The following is a 17329-nucleotide window of genomic DNA, read 5'->3' as shown; positions in this document are numbered from 1 at the left end:
CCCGACACGCGCGGCGACCAGAGCCGCCCGGACAGCGGCGGCCGCGACCGGGATCGCGGTCGGCCGGACTCCGGTCGGGACCGGGACCGGGACCGGGACACGCCGCGCAGCGGCGGCTCGTATCAGGATCGTCCGGGCGGCCGCCCGGATGACCGTGGCGGCCGTTCCGATGACCGTCGCGACCGCGACCGGAGCGACCGGGACCGGGGCCAGGGTCGCGACCGGGATCGTGATCGGGACCGGCCCGGCGGTCGCCAGGGCGGCGGCTGGGACCGTCAGCACGAGCGCGATCGCACCCGCGACGACTTCCGTCGCCGGTTCAACGGCGACCAGTGGCGCCGTGACTGGAACCGCAGTCACGGTCGGGACTGGTGGCGCAACGACCGCCGGTTCCGCGATTACCGCGGCGTCCGTATCGGGTTCTATTTCGCGCCGGGCTACGGCTACTACAGCGTCCCCCGGACCTACTGGAACCAGCGCTGGTACGTCGGCGACTATCTGCCGTCGATCTTCTGGCGCTACCGGCTGAACGACTGGCGGACCTACGGGCTGGGCTATCCGCCTGTGGGAACCCGGTGGGTGCTCGTCGACAACCACATCTATCTGATCGACGAGTATGACGGCTATATCCTGGACGTCATCTACGACGCCTGGTCCTGGTAAGGACCTGAGCACGGCGGCGCCGGCGGCTTTCAAGCCGCCGGCGTTTGCGTCGGGCGGGTGATCGGTGACCGGTGTCGCCGCTTCACGGTGCACGGAAGCGCGCCCCGGACCGCGCCGTCCCACGCCGCCGGCCAGTGACCGGCCACCAGTCGCCTTCCGACCCGGCGCCGACGGTCCGTGTTCCGGCAAACTGTCACGCGCCGGCGGTTGCAGCGAACCCCGCGCCGCGTCAGAACCGGTGCATGAGCGATACGGCGATCACCGACTCCACAACCGGCGAAGAGGTCCCGTCCTCGCGCGCGCCGCAGCTGCAGCTTTCCGAAGAGCTGATGGCCTCGCCGACGCGCTTCTTCAATCGCGAGGCCTCATGGCTGGCCTTCAACGGACGGGTCCTGGAAGAGGCCGCCAATCCGGCGCACCCCCTTCTTGAGCGCCTGCGCTTCCTGTCCATCTCGGCCAATAACCTCGACGAGTTCTTCATGACCCGCGTGGCCGGCCTGAAAGGCCAGGTGCGCGAGCGGGTGCGCGTCGTGTCTCCCGACGGGCTGACCCCGGCCGAGGCGCTGGAACAGGTCAATGCCGCCGCCGGCGTCCTGATGACCGAGCAGCAGCGCCGCTGGCGCAAGCTTCGCCGGGAGCTGTCGGCCGCCGGGATCGAGGTGGTCGACGCCGCCCGGATCACCAAGACCGAGCGGGAACGACTGGAGCCGGAGTTCCTGAACCAGCTGTTCGCCGTCCTGACGCCGATGGCGATCGATCCGGCGCACCCCTTCCCCTTCCTGCCCAATCTCGGCTTCTCGCTGGCCCTGAAGCTGCGCCGCAAGTCCGACCGCCGGACCCTCTACGCCCTCGTGCCTGTGCCGACGCAGGTGAAGCGCTTCTGGCCGCTGGCCACCGACGGGCGGTCCACGCCGGGGCGCCAGCGCTTCGTGACGCTGGAGAGCCTGCTGATGCTCTTCATCGACCACCTCTTCCCGGGGTGCGAGGTGCTGGAGCGTGGCGTCTTCCGCCTGATCCGCGACAGCGACATCGAGATCGAGGAAGAGGCCGAGGACCTCGTCATGGAGTTCGAGGAGGCGCTGAAGCAGCGGCGCCTGGGCTCGGTGGTGCGCATCAAGATCGAGGCGTCCATGCCGGACGACCTGCGCACCTTCATCACCGATGAGCTGAACGCTGCACCGCAGGACACCGTCCTCGTCGACGGCATGCTGGGGCTGGCCCAGGTGTCCGAGCTGATCCCCGGCGGACATCCGGACCTGAAGTTCAAGGGCTATGAGCCGCGCTATCCCGAGCGGGTCCGCGACAACGGGGGCGACATCTTCGCCGCCGTCCGCGAGAAGGACATGCTGATCCACCATCCGTTCGAGAGCTTCGACGTGGTGGTCCAGTTCCTGCGGCAGGCGGCGCGGGACCCGAATGTGCTGGCGATCAAGCAGACGCTGTATCGCACCTCGCGCGACAGCCCGATCGTCGCCGCCCTGATCGAGGCGGCCGAGAACGGAAAGAACGTCACCGCCCTGGTCGAGTTGAAGGCGCGTTTCGACGAGGAAGCCAACCTGAAATGGGCCCGCGCCATGGAGCGCGCCGGGGTCCACGTCGTCTTCGGCTTCGTCGAGTACAAGACCCACGCCAAGGTCAGCGTCGTGGTCCGCCGCGAGGGCGACGGCCTGCGCACCTACTGCCACTTCGGCACCGGCAACTACCATCCGGTCACGGCCAAGGTTTATACGGACCTGAGCCTGTTCAGCTGCGACCCCATGCTGGCCCGGGACGCCTCACGGGTGTTCAACTACATCACCGGCTACGCCCAGCCGGACGAGCTGGAGGCGCTGGTCGTTTCTCCGCTCAACATGAAGAAGACCCTCATCGACCTGATCTCGAAGGAGATGTCGGCGGCGGCCATGGGCAAGCCGGCGGCGATCTGGGCCAAGATGAACGCCCTGGTCGATCCGGAAATCATCGACGCCCTCTACCGCGCCAGCCAGTGGGGCGTGCGCATTGAACTGGTCATCCGCGGCATCTGCTGCCTGCGTCCCGGCGTCGAGGGGCTCAGCGAGAACATCCGGGTCAAGTCGATCGTCGGCCGTTTCCTCGAGCACAGCCGCGTCGTGGCCTTCGCCAACGGTCGCGACCTTCCCAACGACAAGGCGAAGGTCTTCATCTCGTCCGCCGACTGGATGCCGCGCAATCTGGACCGCCGGGTCGAGCTGATGACCCCGGTGCGCAACGCCACCGTCCACGACCAGGTGCTGGACCAGATCATGGTCGCCAACCTCAAGGATGACGCCCAGAGCTGGACGCTGGCCGCCGACGGCACCTATATCCGCGTCACTCCGGTCGATCCCGAGCGGCCCTTCTCGGCGCACAAATACTTCATGACCAACCCCAGTCTTTCGGGCCGCGGCCGCAAGGTGAAGACCCTGCCCGCCCACCTCAGCTACGACCGCCCCGAGCGGAAGAAGCGTTGATGCCCGAAGCCCTGCTGTCCGCGATCGGCGAGCCCCGCGACATCGCAGCCATCGACATCGGCTCCAACTCGGTGCGTCTGGTCCTGTACCGGCTGGAAGGTCGGGCGATCTGGACCGTGTTCAACGAGAAGGTCCTGGCCGGTCTCGGGCGCGACCTGTCCGCCACCGGCAACCTGTCGGTCGAGGGCGCGGCCCAGGCCCTGATCGCCCTGAAGCGGTTTGCCGCCGTGATCGACGGGGTGAAGCCCGCCCACACCTTCGTGGCCGCCACCGCCGCCGTGCGTGAAGCCGCCGACGGCCAGGCCTTCTGCGACACCGTCGCCGCCGAAACCGGCCTGAAGATCCGGGTTCTGTCCGGCGAGGAAGAGGCCCGATACGCCGCCTTCGGCGTTCTGGCCGGCATCCCCGACGCGCGCGGCGTCGCGGCCGACCTCGGCGGCTCCAGTCTGGAGCTGGTCCGTCTGGGCGACGGGACGGTCGAACGCGGGATCACCCTGCCCCTGGGCCCCTTCGCCCTGGTCGATCCCAAGGGGTTCGATCCGGATCGGCAGCGCGCGGCCATCGTCAAGCGGCTCAAGCCGGCCGCCGACTTCAGCGCCGACACCCTGTACGCCGTCGGGGGCGCCTGGCGGACCCTGGCCCAGGTGCACATGGACATCAGCGACTACCCGCTGCACATCGTCCACCAGTACCGGCTGACCGCCGCGGAGGCGCGGGAGACCGCCCGCTTCCTGTCGCGTCAGTCCCGCGCCTCGCTGGAGAAATGGCCGGGCCTGTCGAAGAAACGGGCCGAGACCCTGCCGCACGCGGCCCTCGTGCTGGACGGATTGATCGATCGGCTGGGCCTCAAATCCATCGTCCTGTCGGCCTGGGGCGTGCGCGAGGGTCTGTTGTACGAGGCGCTCGACGCGGCGACGGCGGCGGACGATCCTCTGCTGGCGGGCTCTTCCGCCCTCGGCGCCCGGCAGGGCATCTCGCCGACCCTGCCCGCCGCGCTCCGCGCCTGGATCGACCCCTTGCTGGGCGGAATCCCGCCCGCCTTCTCCAGGGAACGGGACGCCGCCCTCGCCGACGCCGCCTGCCGCCTGGCGGACCTCGGGGCCCGACTGCATCCTGATCACCGCGTCGAGCTGGCTTTCGACCAGGTCCTGCGCGCGCCCGTGCCCGGCCAGACCCACGCCGAGCGCGCCTGGCTGGCCTGCGCCGTGAACGCCCGCTACGGCGGCCCCACGGCGACGCCCGAGCCCGCCACCGTCAGCCGCCTCCTCAGCGAGGAACAGCGCCAGGCCGCCCGCGCCGTCGGCCTGGCGATTCGTCTGGCCTGCGACCTGTCCGGTCGTTCGCCCCAGTTGCTGATCAACGCCCGCGCCACGATGCAGGACGACGCCCTGCTGCTGACCGCCGCGCCCGGCTACGCCGATGTGCTTCTGGGTGAGCAGACCCGTCGGCGGGGCAAGGCCTTGGCCGAGGTCATGGGGCTGAAACTGCAGATCGAGGGCCGGGACTAGGGCCTGGTCAGTCGCCCATCCACCAGCGCAGGCGCACCGCCTGCGCCGGAGCGTCACCCACCTTCAGCGACCCGGTCAGCACCGCGCCCTCGTCGCCGAGGTTACGGCGCGCGGTGGCCAGCGCCCCCTGATCCAGCCGTCCGTTGAACTTCACCACGCCCAGCTCGGGCGAGCGGCCCTCGAAGGCGATCTCGGCGTCGTTGACGCTGTAGCGGGTCGGCAGCACCCGGACGGTGACGCTGTGCGCCTCGCCGATCTCGCTGGAGACCGTCGGGCTGGACGTGTCGTCGAACTGCAGCATCACGGGCGCGAAGGTCCCGCTCCCCTGCCCCGCCGCCCAGCTCTCGAACTCCGCGGCCTGTCCGACGAAGACGTGGTCGAACGACCACTTGCCCACCCGCGCCGGCTCCATCGGCAGATAGTAGCCCGACACATCGCCCGAGGCGGTGTGGATGAAGGCCGTCGCCGGCGGGGCGGATGTGGTCCGGGACCCGCTGTCGCACGAGACCAGGGTCAGGGCGACGGCCGTCAGGATCAGGCGCTTGCGCATCGGGTCGGATCGCTACCGGTCCAGCGCCCGGTCCAGCGCCCGGAACGAGGCGATCGACAGGGCGGTCGCGCTGGTGAACACCGACGGCGTGATCCGCTCGAAATCATCCGACGGGCGGTGATAGTCCGGGTGATAGTTCACACCCAGGTACAGGAAGGGCACCTGGGCCCGGTAGAAGGCGCCGTGATCCGAGGCCTCGACCCAGTTGTCCTCGCCGGTGTCCTCGGGGGTGTCCTTGCCGAACGCCAGGGCGACCGCGCCGTCGGCCGGAATGCCCTCGAGGATCGGCCGGAACTGCGGGTTCTGATAGGTGCCCGTGACCCACAGCTTGCCGTCGGTTTCGGCGCGCGCGGTCATGTCGAAATTCAGGTTCATCGCGATCGAGGCCAGCGGCACCGGCGGCGCCTCGACGAAATGCTTGGCGCCCAGCAGCCCGCGCTCCTCGCCGTCCAGCGCCACGAAGATCACGCTGTGCTCCGGCGCCTGCCGCTTCAGCTCGGCGGCGAGCGCCAGCATGGTGGCCACGCCCGAGGCGTTGTCGTCCGCGCCGTTGAAGATCTGGCCGTCGTTGGTGCCGACATGGTCATAGTGGGCCGTCACGACGATGTATTTGTCCGGGACCCGGGTCCCGCGCAGGACGCCGATGACATTGACGCCATTGAAGGTGCGCGGCCCCTGACGGGTCCGGCCGGTCGCTTCCCAGGGCTGCAGCCGGCCCATCATGGGCGCCGCGACGCCCAGCGCCTCGAACCGCCCGACAATGTAGTTGCGGGCCATCTCGCCGCCCGCCGAACCGGTGTCGCGTCCGGCCATTTCGTCCGAGGCCAGGATGCGCACGTCTTCCAGAAGCTGGGCCTGGAAGGCCGGCGCGACCGGCTCGGGCGGCGTCGCCGGACCGGTGGAGGCGCAGGCGGCGAGCAGCAGGCTCGCGGCGGCGCAGGACAGGAACAGACGGTTGAAGCGGGCCAATGGATTCTCCTGGAGCTGAGCGGAAGCTAGCGATCCTCGACGACGACGTCAGATTAACTTCCTGTCATCGGACCGCGACGGCCGCCGCCGGAATGCTAGAACGACGCATCGATTCCGGAGCGCCCCATGCCTGACCTGTCCGTCGACCAGCTGAGCGAGAGCGACGCCCGCGCCGAGCTGGACCGCCTGACCGCCGAGCTGGCGCGCCATGACGCCCTGTATCACGCCGAGGACGCCCCGGAGATCAGCGACGCCGACTACGACGCCCTCAAGCGGCGCGCGCTGGAGATCGAGGATCGCTTCCCCGATCTGACCACCGCCTCATCGCCCTCGCAGGTCGTCGGCGGGCCGGTCTCCAGCCAGTTCGCCGAGGTCCGCCACGGCGTCCCCATGCTGTCGCTGGACAACGCCTTCTCCCCGGAGGAGGTCACGGACTTCGAGGCGCGCATCCGGCGTTTCCTCAAGCTCCCCGTGAATGAGCACATCGCCTTCGTCGCCGAGCCGAAGATCGACGGCCTCAGCGCCAGCCTGCGCTATGAGCGCGGCAAGCTGGTGCGCGGCGCCACGCGCGGCGACGGCAAGACCGGCGAGGATGTCACCGCCAATCTGAAGACCATCGCCGACATCCCGCAAACCCTGTCCGGCTCGGGCTGGCCCGACGTCATCGAGGTGCGCGGCGAGGTCTATGCGCCCAACGCCGAGTTCGACGCCTTCAACGCCGCCGCGGAGGCCGAAGGCCAGCGCACCTACGCCAATCCCCGCAATTTCGCCGCCGGCTCGCTGCGTCAGAAAGACCCGACGGTCACCGCCCAACGGCCCCTGCGCTTCTTCGCCTACGCCTGGGGTGAAAAATCCGCCGACTTCGCCGACACCCAGAGCCATGCCCTAGAGGCGCTCGGCGCGTGGGGCTTCAAGGTCAACCCGCGCTCGGCCCGGGTCGAGGACGCCGCCGGGCTGATCGCCCTCTATGACGGCCTCCAGACCGATCGGGCGACGCTCGGCTATGACATCGACGGCGTGGTCTACAAGGTCGACCGGCTGGACTGGCAGGAGCGCCTCGGCTTCATCGCCCGCACCCCGCGCTGGGCCATCGCCCACAAATTCCCGGCCCAGCAGGCCCAGACCGTCCTCGAAGGCATCGACATCCAGGTCGGCCGCACCGGCTCCCTGACCCCCGTCGCCCGCCTGCACCCGGTCACGGTCGGCGGCGTGGTGGTCCGCAACGCCACCCTGCACAATGAGGACGAGATCGCCCGCAAGGACGTGCGCATCGGCGACACCGTCGTCCTGCAGCGCGCCGGCGACGTCATCCCCCAGATCGTCAGCGTGGTGCCGGATAAACGCCCGGCGGGCGCGGCGCCCTATGTCTTCCCCACCCACTGCCCCGTTTGCGGCTCCGAGGCCGAGCGGCCCGAGGGCGAGGTCCGTCGCCGTTGCACCGGCGGCCTGATCTGCGACGCCCAGCTGGTCGAGCGGTTGAAGCATTTCGTCGGCCGCCGCGCCTTCGACATCGAGGGGCTGGGTGAGAAGCAACTGATCGCCTTCCACGAACGCGGCTGGCTGCACCAGCCCGCCGACATCTTCCGCCTCGCGCGCGACGAGGAGAAGCTGGCCGCCCTGCGCGCCGAGGACGGCTATGGCGAGACCAGCGTCCGCAATCTGGTCGAGGGTATCGACGCCCGCCGCCACATCGCCCTGGACCGGTTGATCTTCGCTCTCGGCATCCGCGACATCGGCGAGCAGACCTCCATCCTGCTGGCCCGCCATTTCGGGTCGTGGCGCGCCTTCCACGCCGCCTGCCTCGAGGCCTCGCAGGGCATTCCCTCCGACGAGTGGACCCGGCTGGCCGAAGGCCACGGCGTCTCCGAACGCACCCTCTCGGTCCTCGCCGCCGCCACGCCGCCCGCCGAAGATCCCTGGCCCGAGGCTCCGCTGGACCAGAAGCTGTCCCTCGCCTTCCCCGGCGTCGCCGCCCCCGCCCGGCGCGCTCTCGCCCTGCTCGCGCCGGACTGGCCCGCCATCGTCCGTCTGGCCGCCATTGCACGCGAGGAAGGGCCGTCGATGACGCTCGGCGAGATCGCGACCATCTCCGGCGTCGGCCCGGTCGCCGCGCGGGCGCTGGCCCGGTTCTTCCACGAACCGCACAATCGCGCCGTGGTCGACGCCCTGATCGAACAGCTCGACACCGTCGAGGACGCCGAAAAGCCCAAGACCGACACCGCCGTCGCCGGCAAGACCGTCGTCTTCACCGGCGCCCTGGAACGCTTCACCCGCGACGAGGCCAAGGCGCGCGCGGAAAGCCTCGGAGCCAAGGTCTCCGGCTCGGTTTCGAAGAAAACCGACTATCTTGTCGCCGGTCCCGGCGCGGGCTCGAAGATGGCCGATGCACAAAAGCATGGGGTGACCGTCTTGACGGAAGACGAGTGGTTGGCGCTCATCGGGGCCTGACGTTCCTTCCGGAGTACCCCCATGCGTCCCGCCCTCCTCGCCGCCGTGTTCACGGCCGCCGCCGCCCTCGCCGCCCCCGCCTTCGCGGGCGACCCCACCGGCTTGTGGCAGACCCCCACCAACGGCGGTCAGGTCCGCATCACCCGTTGCGGCCAGGCCCTGTGCGGCACGCTGGTCACCTCGGATCACATCCGCGCCAACCCGTCGGCCCAGGATGAGCACAACTCCGATCGCGCCCAGCGCAGCCGGCCGCTGCGCAACCTGCCGATGCTGCGCGGCTTCACGGGGGGGCCGACCGAGTGGCGGGGCGGCAGCGTCTACAACCCGGCGGACGGGCGCACCTATCAGGGCACCATCACCATGGACGGCGACAAAACCCTGCGCCTGCGCGGTTGTGTCGTCGCCCCCCTGTGCCGGACCCAGACCTGGACCCGTCTCCAGTAGGCCTCAATAGAAGTCCCGGCTTTCGAGGGTGCGGGTCTCCCCGCCCTCGAGAGTCAGGACGACCGTCCGGCCCGCGGGACCGGTCACCAGCGTCCTGAGGACGTCCGGCGTCAGTGTCGTCGCCGGAACTCCATCCACCGCCGTGATCACCGCCCCGTCGGCGAGACCGGCGTCCGACGCCGGCGAGCGGGGCGAGATTCGTTGCGCCACCAGCCGGTCGGGCGTCTTGCGCAGCCCCAGACCCAGCCGATCCCTGCCGAAGGGCTGCGCCAGCGCCTCCGGCGTCGCCGCCAGCCACATCCGCCCGCCGTCGAAATCGGTGATCATGCGGAAGCGGGCCAGGACGCCCATGCCGACATTGCCGACGGTCCGGTCACTGTCCACCGCCGACGGGCCGGCGGGCGGGAAGACGGCGGGAACGTCGCGCACCACGAAGCCGCCGATGTCCAGCGAACGGATGGTGGCGATCCCGGATTCCCTTATGCCGCCGACCGCGCCGGCCATCACGGTCGAGGACGGACGGTCCCTCAGCAACCCTTCGGCCTCGGCATAGGCCGGGTAGATCAGCAGGGCGCTGCCGTTGCCGGTGTCCAGATCGAACAGGGCCGGCGACCGGCCTTCGATCGACAGGGCGACGGCCCGCAGCGTGCCGGTCGAGGTCAGGGCCAGTTCCGTCGCTCCCTCAGGCGCGACGAAGCTCCCGGCTTCGTGGAAGGCGATTGTCTGCGCCGCGAAATCGAGGTCGATCACCAGGGCGTTGAACGCGTCCTTGCCCAGGATGACCGTCAGGGGACGGCCCAACGCCTGCGAGATCTGCGCCAGATCGATCACGGCCACCGTCCGGTCCACGAAACGGATGCCGCCCAGGTCGATGGTCACATGCCGGGCGAACTGCGCCGTCCCGACGCCGCCGGTGCCCGACGCGGCCACCTCGCCCGTGGCCGCCAGGCCCAACTGCCCGGCGAAGGCCTTGTCCAGCACCGTCATCTCGGCCCCGCTGTCCAGCAGCACCTCCGAGGCCGTCCCGTTGACCGTGGCGGGCAGATAGACCCGCGTCCCGCCGATCAGTTGGAACGGCATCCGGCCGGTCGAGGCCGCGCCGTCGGCGATGACATGGGCCGCCGCCACCGTCGGCCGATCAAAGGCCGTCGCGGCGATCCCGGGGTTGGCGTCGATCTCGCGCCAGCGGGTGACGGACTGGCCGCCCTCGGCGGAGACGGCGGTCTCGGTGAAGGGCATCCGAACCCCCTCGACCATCCGCCAGTCCTCGTAGCGGATGAAGGACTCTCGCCGGTCGCGCACCTCGCGCAGGCCGTACAGCGCCCCGGTTTCCGGATCGATCATCAGCTCGTGGACATCGGCGTCGCCGAAATCCACGGCGATCACGGCCAGGGTCAGGCCGTCGCGCGTCACATCCGCCTTGCGATCCAGCCGGGTCGCGTCGTCCAGCAGCCCCTCAAACAGCAGCAGGGCGTCCCGGCGCAGGTCTTCCGCCGCCGTCGGCGCGAGTGGTTCAAGCTGCCCGGACTGGGTCAGGGTCCAGCGATCCTCGCCATGGCGGCTGCTGGCGGTGCGAACCACGCCCAGATCGACGTCCACCCGCATGTCGCCGCTCGCGGTGGCCAGCGATCTGACCGGGCCGCTCAGGCCGGACACCGCCATCTCGCCCTCGGCGCTGACGCTGCGCAGGGCCTCGAAGGCCGCCCCGCCCCGCCATTGGCGATAGCGATCCAGGACGCCGGCGGGATCGTCGGCATGGGCGGCCGACGGCAGGCCGGTCAGCAGGGCGACCGCGCAGGCGGCGCGGAAAAGCAGACGCTTCACGCCACGTCCTCCCCGCCTTCGACGACCATCGGCTCGGGGCCGATCAGCGCGACCAGCCCCCTCGGCGCCGACGCCAGCAGCGACAGACCGGCCAGCGGGTCCGCCGCCGTCAGCGCCGTCAGCCGGATTTCCGCCGACAGACCGCTGTGTTGCAGGCAGCTCAGATAGGCGCTGTCGCTCCAGATCGCCCGGCGCACGCCCTTCATCCCCGGCGCCAGCAGAGCCACAAGATGCTCCGCGGCGTCGACCACCAGGCTGAGTTGCAGGCCGGGCCAGCGGGTCTGCGCCTCGGCCGCCCCCGTCGCCCGGCGCATCGTCACGCCCGGCAGGGGCTCCGGCGCGCCGTACACAAGACCGGCCACCGTCACCTCGCGCGCGGCGCAGGCCTCCAGATCGGGCCGCAGGACCGCCAGCGGGGTGTCGAACAGGTCGAACAGCACAATCTCCCGCGCCTCGGCCAGCATGGTCCGCGCGCGTTCCAGAACCTGTGCCGGGTCGGTGATCTGATACAGGCGATCGTCCGCGACCGGCCGCGCCAGCTCGGCCAGCCTGCGCTGCGCCTCATCGGACCGCGCCGCGAAGCTGCCGCCCAGCACGGCCAGCAGTTCGCCCGGCCGCGCCGCGCGGAAGGTGCGAGGCTCGGTCTCATCGACCAGCACCGCCGCCTTCTGCGTCAGGGTCGCCAGCGCCTGATAGATGTTCGGCGGCGCCTTGCCGATCCGCTTGGCCAGGCGGTAGCCGGTCGCCGGCCCTTCGGCGAGCAGGGCGCAATAGGTCCGGGCTTCCAGTTCGGTGAAGCCCAGCGCGGCCAGCGCCGCCTCGGCTTCGGAGACGTCAGATGTTATTTGCATTTGCAAACACTATCTGACGCCTTCACCGCCGCCAGTTAAATCGCCGTAAGCCTCGGCTCAGCGGTTCAGGGCCGAACGCGCCGCCTCGGCGTAGCGATGCCCCTGCGCCGCCCCCTTCGGGAAGACCGCCTCGATCCGCGACAGATCCTCCGGCGTCAGCACGATCTCCGTCGCCGCGATATTGTCTTCCAGCGTCGGAAGGCGACGGGTGCCGGGGATCGGCACGAGATGTTCGCCCTGCGCCAGCACCCAGGCCAGCGCCAGTTGGGCGGCGGTCACCCCCTTGTCGGCGGCGATGTCCTTCACCGCCTCGACGAGGTCGAGGTTCTTCCGGAAATTCTCCCCCATGAAGCGCGGATTGGTCCGGCGGAAGTCGCCCGGCTCAAGATCGTCGATCGACCTGATATCCCCTGACAGGAAGCCGCGCCCCAGCGGACTGTAGGGCACGAAGCCGATGCCCAGTTCCTCGCAGGCGGCGAACAGGGCGTCCTCGGGCTCGCGGCTCCACAGCGAATATTCGGTCTGCAGGACGGTGATCGGGTGTTCGGCGTGGCCGCGGCGCAGGGTCTCCGGGTTGGCCTCGGACAGGCCGAGGAAGCGGACCTTGCCCTCCTTCACCAGCTCGGCCATCGCCCCCACCGTCTCCTCGATCGGCGTGTCCGGATCGACGCGGTGCAGGTAGTAGAGATCGACGTGGTCCATCCCCAGCCGCTGCAGGCTGCCCTCGATGGCGCGACGCACATTGGCCGGCGAGCCGTCCACCTTGAGCGCGGTGCGGTCCGCGTTCCAGCCGATGCCGAACTTGGTGGCCACGAAGGCCTTGTCGCGGCGGTCCTTCAGCGCGGTCCCGACCTGCACCTCGTTGGTGTGCGGGCCGTACATCTCGGCGGTGTCGAAAAAAGTCAGACCCAGATCAAGCGCGCGGTGGATCACCGCCGTCGCCTGCGCCTCGTCCGACGGGGTCCCGTAGAAGGACGCCATGCCCATACAGCCCAGGCCGATGGCCGAGACTTCGGGGCCCGAACGACCCAGCTTGCGCGTCTTCATCTGCGCGTCTCCGACAATGTGAGGAAGCCGGCGGGAACGTCCGCCGGTCCTTCGGAGATGGGCGCCGGAAGGCCTTATTTCAAGGGCGCGCAGGCCGTCTCGAGCCAGGCCTTCGCCTCGCCGTCCATCAGAGGCCCGACCTTGGCCCGGACCTCGGCGTGGTAGGCGTCGACATAGGCGCGCTCGTCCGCCGTCAGCAGGTCGACGTCGATCAGCTTTTTGTCCAGCGGCGCCAGGGTCAGTTGCTCGAAGCCGTGCATCGGCCGCTCGCCGCCGGGGATGGCTTCCGGCGCCGTCACCACCTGCAGGGTCTCGATGCGGATGCCCCAGTGGCCCTCGCGGTAATAGCCCGGCTCGTTCGACAGGATCATGCCGGTCAGCAGCGGCTGGGTGTTCACCGCCTTGGCGATCCGCTGCGGCCCCTCGTGCACACCCAGATAGCTGCCGACGCCGTGACCGGTGCCGTGGTCATAGTCGAAGCCCTGCATCCACATCGGATAGCGCGCCATGGCGTCCAGCTGGTGCCCCGTCGTCCCGGCCGGGAAGCGCACCACGGCCATGGCGATATGGCCCTTCAGCACCAGTGTGAACATGCGGCGCTGGTCCGCGCTCGGCTCGCCCACCGCCATGGTCCGGGTCACGTCGGTCGTGCCGTCCAGATATTGTCCGCCGCCGTCCACCAGCAGCAGGCTGCCCTTCTCGATCCGGCGGATGGTGCGGGTCACCGGCTTGTAGTGCGGCAGGGCGCCGTTCGGCCCCGCGCCCGCGATGGTGTCGAAGCTCAGGTCCTTCAGCGCGCCGGTCTCCTCGCGGAAGCGCTCCAGCGTCTCCGCCACCTCGCGCTCGTCCGGCAGGGTCTCCTGAGCGGTCGTATCGACCCAGTGCAGGAACCGGCTCAGGGCCGCGCCGTCGCGGATGTGGGCCCGGCGCGAACCCTCGATCTCCACCGCATTCTTCTGCGCGCGCGGCAGGGTGCAGGGATCCATCCCGCGCACCACGGTGGCGCCGGTCGCCTCCAGCCGGTCGAAATACCAGGCCGAGGACTGGCCCGGATCGACCAGCACCTTCTGCCCCGCCAGAGCGTTCAGCGCGCCGTCCAGCGCCTCGGGCGCCTCCAGCGTCACCGCGTCGCCCAGCCAGCCGGGCAGTTCGTTGGTGACCTTGCGCGGGTCCATGAACAGGCGGGCGGTCCCGTCGGTCTTCACAATGGCCTGCGACAGCGGCAGCGGGGTGCGGATCACGTCTCCGCCGCGGATATTGAACAGCCAGGCGATCGACGACGGCGCGGTCAGCACCGTGGCCTCCGCCCCGGCCTTCGCCACCGCCTCGCCGATGCGGGCGCGCTTCGAGGCGCTGCTTTCACCGGCGTACTGATCGTCGTGCGGCACGACCGGCGCCATCGGCTGGGCCGGACGCTCGTCGCCCCAGGCCTGATCCACCGGATTGACCTCGACCGGCTTCAGCTCGGCCCCGGCCCTGGCCGCCGCCCGCTTCAGCACCGCCAACGAGTCCGGGCTGTGCAGCCGCGGATCATAGCCGATCACCGCCCCCTTCGGCGCGCGCTCGAGCCAGGCGGGCACCCCGCCCTCCACGAGATCGAGGATCTCGAACTGCGACGCATCGACCTGCGCCCTCACCTGCACCGTGTAGCGGCCGTCCGCGAACACCGCCGCCCGATCCATCAGGATGGCCCCCGCGCCCGCCGAGCCGGTGAAGCCGCTGACCCAGGCCAGCCGGTCGTTGGCGGCGGGCAGGTATTCGTTCTGGTGCTCGTCCTCATGCGGGACCAGCATCCCGTCCAGGCCCTGCTCGGCCATCTTCGCCCGCACGCGCGGAAGGTGCTTCGCCCCGAAGGACGGATCGGTGGTTTCGTCATAGGTCTGGCGCATGGCGGAGCCATAGCACCGCCCCGGCGACCGGTACTAGTTCTGAGGCGCCGTCGGACTGATCACAGCCGGCGCCGGAGCGGGCGCGGACCGCTCGATCACCACCGGTTCCGCCGCCTGCGCTTCAGCGGTGCGGGCCTCCGCCTCGGCGCGAGCGGCTTCGGCGGACGAGCGCGCGGCGTCGGCGCGGGCGATGTCGACACTGGCCTGCGCCCCGGCGACCTGTCCGGCGATCACCGCCTGGTCGACCTGGGCCTGGGCCGCGGCGGCTTCGGCCTGGGCCTCCAGCAGCGCGTCATCCGTCGTCGGGCCGGTGGAGCGAGAGAACAGGATCCACAGCACGGCGATCAGCACCAGCCCGCCGAGGATGCCCGCCACCCACCAGCCGGTGTTGGACTCGCGCACCACGACGGTCTCGACGGTGTCGTTCGCCGGATCACGGGTCACCACCGTCTCGCGGACGACGGTGTCGCCGGGCCGGACCGGCTCAAGATCGGGATTGTAGGTCACAGGCGTTCCTCCGGAAGATTTCCCTCAGAACGGCCCCGACCCGACCGGCGTTCCGCCGTTAACCCACTCGCCAATCAGATCATCGGAGCCGGAACAGTCGCCCCAGCAAGTCTGGCTTTGGCTCCGATTGAAGCTCGGACTGACTCTCCCACCGCCTCGCCGCCTCCGGGAGGAAGTCGGCGTGTCGGCCGAGCAGGGCCCCGTCGTCACCAACGAGCGCGGCCATTCGATCAAACTCCCCGAACAGCATGTCGCCGAACGACGCCCACGAGGCGGCGACGTCGTCCGCGTCTTCCTTGGCGCACAGCGTAATCGTCCCGTCCTGCCGCAGCAACAAATAGCCCTGCCCGGACCAACCGGAAACGGTCCCCAGAACCCATGCCGTATAGGGCGCATTGCGCGGCCAGCCGAACTGGTTGCCGTAATCCAGACTGACCGGCTGCCCCACGCCGACGCCGCTGCGGTCGATCAACTCCCGCCCGCTTCCGCGAATATGACTTCCATTCAGCCCCAGATGGCGGAACAGCCAGGCGCCGTTCGACCACGACAGGAAGCGGCGGTACTCGGCGGGAAGCGCCCGATCATACACCGCCTCGGTGGCCGCCAGCCGATCTTCCGACAGGCCCGGGTAAAGGGTGTGCAGATAGGCCTGCGCCCCCTCCGCCGGAACGTGCCCGACCTGCAAGCCGCCCCCTTCAGGCTCGACCCAGCCGGCGCCACGCCAGCGTTCCAGGCGTGCCGTCAGAAGGTCAACCCCCTCCCAGATCATCCCACTCGCCTCAGCACCAGCGCGCTCCAGGCGTCGCGATGGATGCGGCGCTCCAGCACGAAGCCGCGTGACAGATAGGCCGCCGTCACCCGGCGCTCCTGGGTCCTCAGCAGGCCCGACAGGATGGCCACGCCGCCGATGTGCAGCGCCTCCTTGATGTCCTGCGCCAGGCTGACCAGCGGCGGGGCCAGAATGTTGGCGAAGACCAGGTCGTAAGGCCCCTGCCCCCGCACCTTCTGGTCGTTCAGACCGAAGGCGTGGACGAAGCGGGCGTCGGCCATGTTCAGCTTCGCGTTCTCGTTGGCGATCCGCACCGACGGCGCGTCGATGTCGGTGCCGACCGCGACCTTCGAGCCCGTGCGCGCCGCGGCGATGGCCAGCACGCCCGTGCCGCAGCCGACATCCAGCACCCGGTCGAAACGCTCGCGCTTCAGCAGTTCGTCGAAGGCCAGCAGGCAACCGACCGTGGTCCCGTGGTGGCCGGTGCCGAAGGCGGCGCCCGCGTCGATCTTCAGGTTCACCCGGTTCAGCGGCACCCGCCCCTGATCGTGGGCGCCGTAGACGAAGAAGCGCCCGGCATCGACCGGCGGCAGGCCCGACAGCGACATGGCCAGCCAGTCGGCGTCGGCCAGTTTCTCGACGATGACCGTCAGCCCGTCGTGCGCCGACAGGGTGGCCTCGATGCCCTCGGCCTCCTCATCGGTGGTCGGGAAGGCGTCGATGCGCCAGATCCCCTTGTCCTCGTCTTCCTCGAGGATCGAATAGGTCGCGCCTTCCAGCAGGACGTTCTCGTCCAGCGCCGAGGCTGCGGTTTCTGCAACAGCGCGGGGACCGCGCGCGATAATCTGAACAGCGGACTCGGACATTTCTCAAACACCGCTATGATTGCGAATCGAGGGACGCGCTGGCGTGCTCTCCAACGCCAGCAAACGCAACATCAACCGAGGGGTCGGGGATTTCATGGCCAAAGCACCGTCTAAACCGAGTACCGCCGCCAAGCCGAAGGCGGCGACCGCCGCTTCCAAGCCGAAACCGGCTGCAAAGTCGAGCGCCGCGAAGCCGGCCGCCGCAAAACCTGCCGTGAAGGCCGCCGCGCCCAAGGCCGCCGCGCCGACGAAAAAGCCCGCCGCCAAGCCGGCTGTGAAGACCGCCGCCCCCGCCAAGGCCGCTGCGCCCAAGGCCGCCGCCAAGCCGGCTGCGAAGCCCGCCGCCAAGGCCGCGCCGAAAGCCGCCGCTGCTCCGAAGGCCGTGAAGGCCGCGCCGAAGGCGGCTCCGAAGGCCGCCGCCAAGCCCGCCGCCGCCAAGAAGCCCGCTGCTGCGCCCAAGGCCGCCGCGGCTCCGAAACCCGCCGCCGCGCCCAAGGCTGCTCCGGCTCCCAAGCCCGCCGCGGCT

At 70.1% G+C, this 17329-nt stretch carries 15 protein-coding genes; 6 read left to right on the top strand and 9 right to left on the bottom strand.

Translation table 11 applies throughout. The features are described 5' to 3' along the window. The 3 genes from ACLQ7T_RS14905 to ACLQ7T_RS14895 all read left to right on the top strand — a co-directional run. Positions 1–663: RcnB family protein (locus ACLQ7T_RS14905; RefSeq protein ID WP_420480122.1), on the top strand; the 663-nt coding region annotated here is incomplete at its 5' end. A 242-nt stretch (positions 664–905) separates the two neighbouring features. After that, positions 906–3131: an RNA degradosome polyphosphate kinase gene (locus ACLQ7T_RS14900; protein WP_420480121.1), complete on the top strand. Its 2226-nt coding sequence runs from the start codon at positions 906–908 to the stop codon at positions 3129–3131. Continuing rightward, the gene (locus ACLQ7T_RS14895) at positions 3131–4639 is read left to right on the top strand and encodes a Ppx/GppA phosphatase family protein (RefSeq protein ID WP_420480120.1); all 1509 of its coding nucleotides are present in this window, start codon (positions 3131–3133) and stop codon (positions 4637–4639) included. The genes ACLQ7T_RS14900 and ACLQ7T_RS14895 overlap by 1 nt, the downstream gene beginning before the upstream one ends. 7 nt (positions 4640–4646) lie before the next feature. Here the strand turns inward: ACLQ7T_RS14895 and ACLQ7T_RS14890 are convergent, their stop codons facing one another. Both ACLQ7T_RS14890 and ACLQ7T_RS14885 read right to left on the bottom strand, forming a co-directional pair. After that, complete coding sequence (locus tag ACLQ7T_RS14890; protein WP_420480119.1) at positions 4647–5189, bottom strand: hypothetical protein; 543 nt, start codon at positions 5187–5189, stop codon at positions 4647–4649. A 12-nt stretch (positions 5190–5201) separates the two neighbouring features. Then, positions 5202–6158, bottom strand: a complete 957-nt coding sequence (locus tag ACLQ7T_RS14885; RefSeq protein ID WP_420480118.1) for a M20/M25/M40 family metallo-hydrolase — start codon at positions 6156–6158, stop codon at positions 5202–5204. 126 nt (positions 6159–6284) lie between these two features. Here ACLQ7T_RS14885 and ligA point away from each other — a divergent pair, with 126 nt between their 5' ends. Then, entirely contained in the window at positions 6285–8606 is a 2322-nt protein-coding gene (gene ligA, locus ACLQ7T_RS14880; protein WP_420480117.1) for an NAD-dependent DNA ligase LigA, read from the top strand. A gap of 21 nt (positions 8607–8627) precedes the next feature. After that, positions 8628–9050 (top strand): DUF2147 domain-containing protein, encoded by a 423-nt coding sequence (locus tag ACLQ7T_RS14875; RefSeq protein WP_420480116.1) that lies wholly within the window; start codon positions 8628–8630, stop codon positions 9048–9050. 3 nt (positions 9051–9053) lie between these two features. Here ACLQ7T_RS14875 and ACLQ7T_RS14870 read toward each other — a convergent pair whose 3' ends face one another. From ACLQ7T_RS14870 to ACLQ7T_RS14840, 7 genes are all read right to left on the bottom strand, one after another. After that, positions 9054–10874, bottom strand: a complete 1821-nt coding sequence (locus ACLQ7T_RS14870) for an aspartyl protease family protein (RefSeq protein ID WP_420480115.1) — start codon at positions 10872–10874, stop codon at positions 9054–9056. Further along, positions 10871–11725, bottom strand: a complete 855-nt coding sequence (locus ACLQ7T_RS14865; RefSeq protein WP_420480114.1) for a TrmB family transcriptional regulator — start codon at positions 11723–11725, stop codon at positions 10871–10873. The genes ACLQ7T_RS14870 and ACLQ7T_RS14865 overlap by 4 nt, the downstream gene beginning before the upstream one ends. A gap of 57 nt (positions 11726–11782) precedes the next feature. Then, the gene (locus ACLQ7T_RS14860) at positions 11783–12772 is read right to left on the bottom strand and encodes an aldo/keto reductase (RefSeq protein WP_420480113.1); all 990 of its coding nucleotides are present in this window, start codon (positions 12770–12772) and stop codon (positions 11783–11785) included. A 74-nt stretch (positions 12773–12846) separates the two neighbouring features. Then, on the bottom strand, positions 12847–14661 hold the full coding sequence (locus tag ACLQ7T_RS14855; protein WP_420480112.1) for an aminopeptidase P family protein: 1815 nt from the start codon (positions 14659–14661) through the stop codon (positions 12847–12849). Positions 14662–14694: 33 nt separating this feature from the next. Then, entirely contained in the window at positions 14695–15168 is a 474-nt protein-coding gene (locus ACLQ7T_RS14850; RefSeq protein ID WP_420480111.1) for a hypothetical protein, read from the bottom strand. A 79-nt stretch (positions 15169–15247) separates the two neighbouring features. Then, on the bottom strand, positions 15248–15937 hold the full coding sequence (locus tag ACLQ7T_RS14845; RefSeq protein WP_420480110.1) for an SMI1/KNR4 family protein: 690 nt from the start codon (positions 15935–15937) through the stop codon (positions 15248–15250). Further along, positions 15934–16803: a 50S ribosomal protein L11 methyltransferase gene (locus ACLQ7T_RS14840; protein WP_420480109.1), complete on the bottom strand. Its 870-nt coding sequence runs from the start codon at positions 16801–16803 to the stop codon at positions 15934–15936. Before ACLQ7T_RS14840 ends, ACLQ7T_RS14845 begins: the two co-directional genes overlap by 4 nt. 94 nt (positions 16804–16897) lie before the next feature. On the opposite strand from ACLQ7T_RS14840, the gene ACLQ7T_RS14835 reads away from it, so the two are divergent. Next, positions 16898–17329: hypothetical protein (locus ACLQ7T_RS14835; RefSeq protein WP_420480108.1), on the top strand; the 432-nt coding region annotated here is incomplete at its 3' end.

The sequence above is a fragment of the Brevundimonas sediminis genome (assembly GCF_048799765.1).
Taxonomy (GTDB): Bacteria; Pseudomonadota; Alphaproteobacteria; order Caulobacterales; family Caulobacteraceae; genus Brevundimonas.
The sequence above is the reverse complement of the archived record's forward strand: the minus strand, read 5'-3'. Positions and strand labels throughout refer to the sequence as shown.